We start from the raw sequence: 313 nt of genomic DNA on the forward strand, positions 1-313 counted from the left end.
TGTTTTTTCTGTCACTTGGGGCTGGGATGATTTTGAGGAAGTATTTAACACATGGCAGCGATGGGCTCCATTTACAGACAACCGGCTTACCTCATCAATTCAGTTCTGGCCTAAAGAAGTAAACCGCATAGAAGCGCTCGGTCAATTTACCGGGACAAAGGATGAGCTGAAAGAACTGCTGGCTCCGTTAATGAAAGCGGGAAAACCGACAAGCGGCATGGTCAAGACAGTGCCATTTATTAAAGCGGCAGCCTTTTTTAACAGCCCGGGAGGCAATCAGCCGCAAAAGATGAAGCGGTCAGGATCCTTTATT

The 313-nt window shown here is 47.3% G+C and carries 1 pseudogene; it reads left to right on the forward strand.

The features are described 5' to 3' along the window. A pseudogene (locus R0K30_RS21480) lies at positions 1-313 on the forward strand (FAD-binding oxidoreductase); the annotation flags it as partial.

The organism is Bacillus sp. SIMBA_154, from assembly GCF_046536015.1.
GTDB classification, from domain to species: Bacteria; Bacillota; Bacilli; order Bacillales; family Bacillaceae; genus Bacillus; species Bacillus pumilus_P.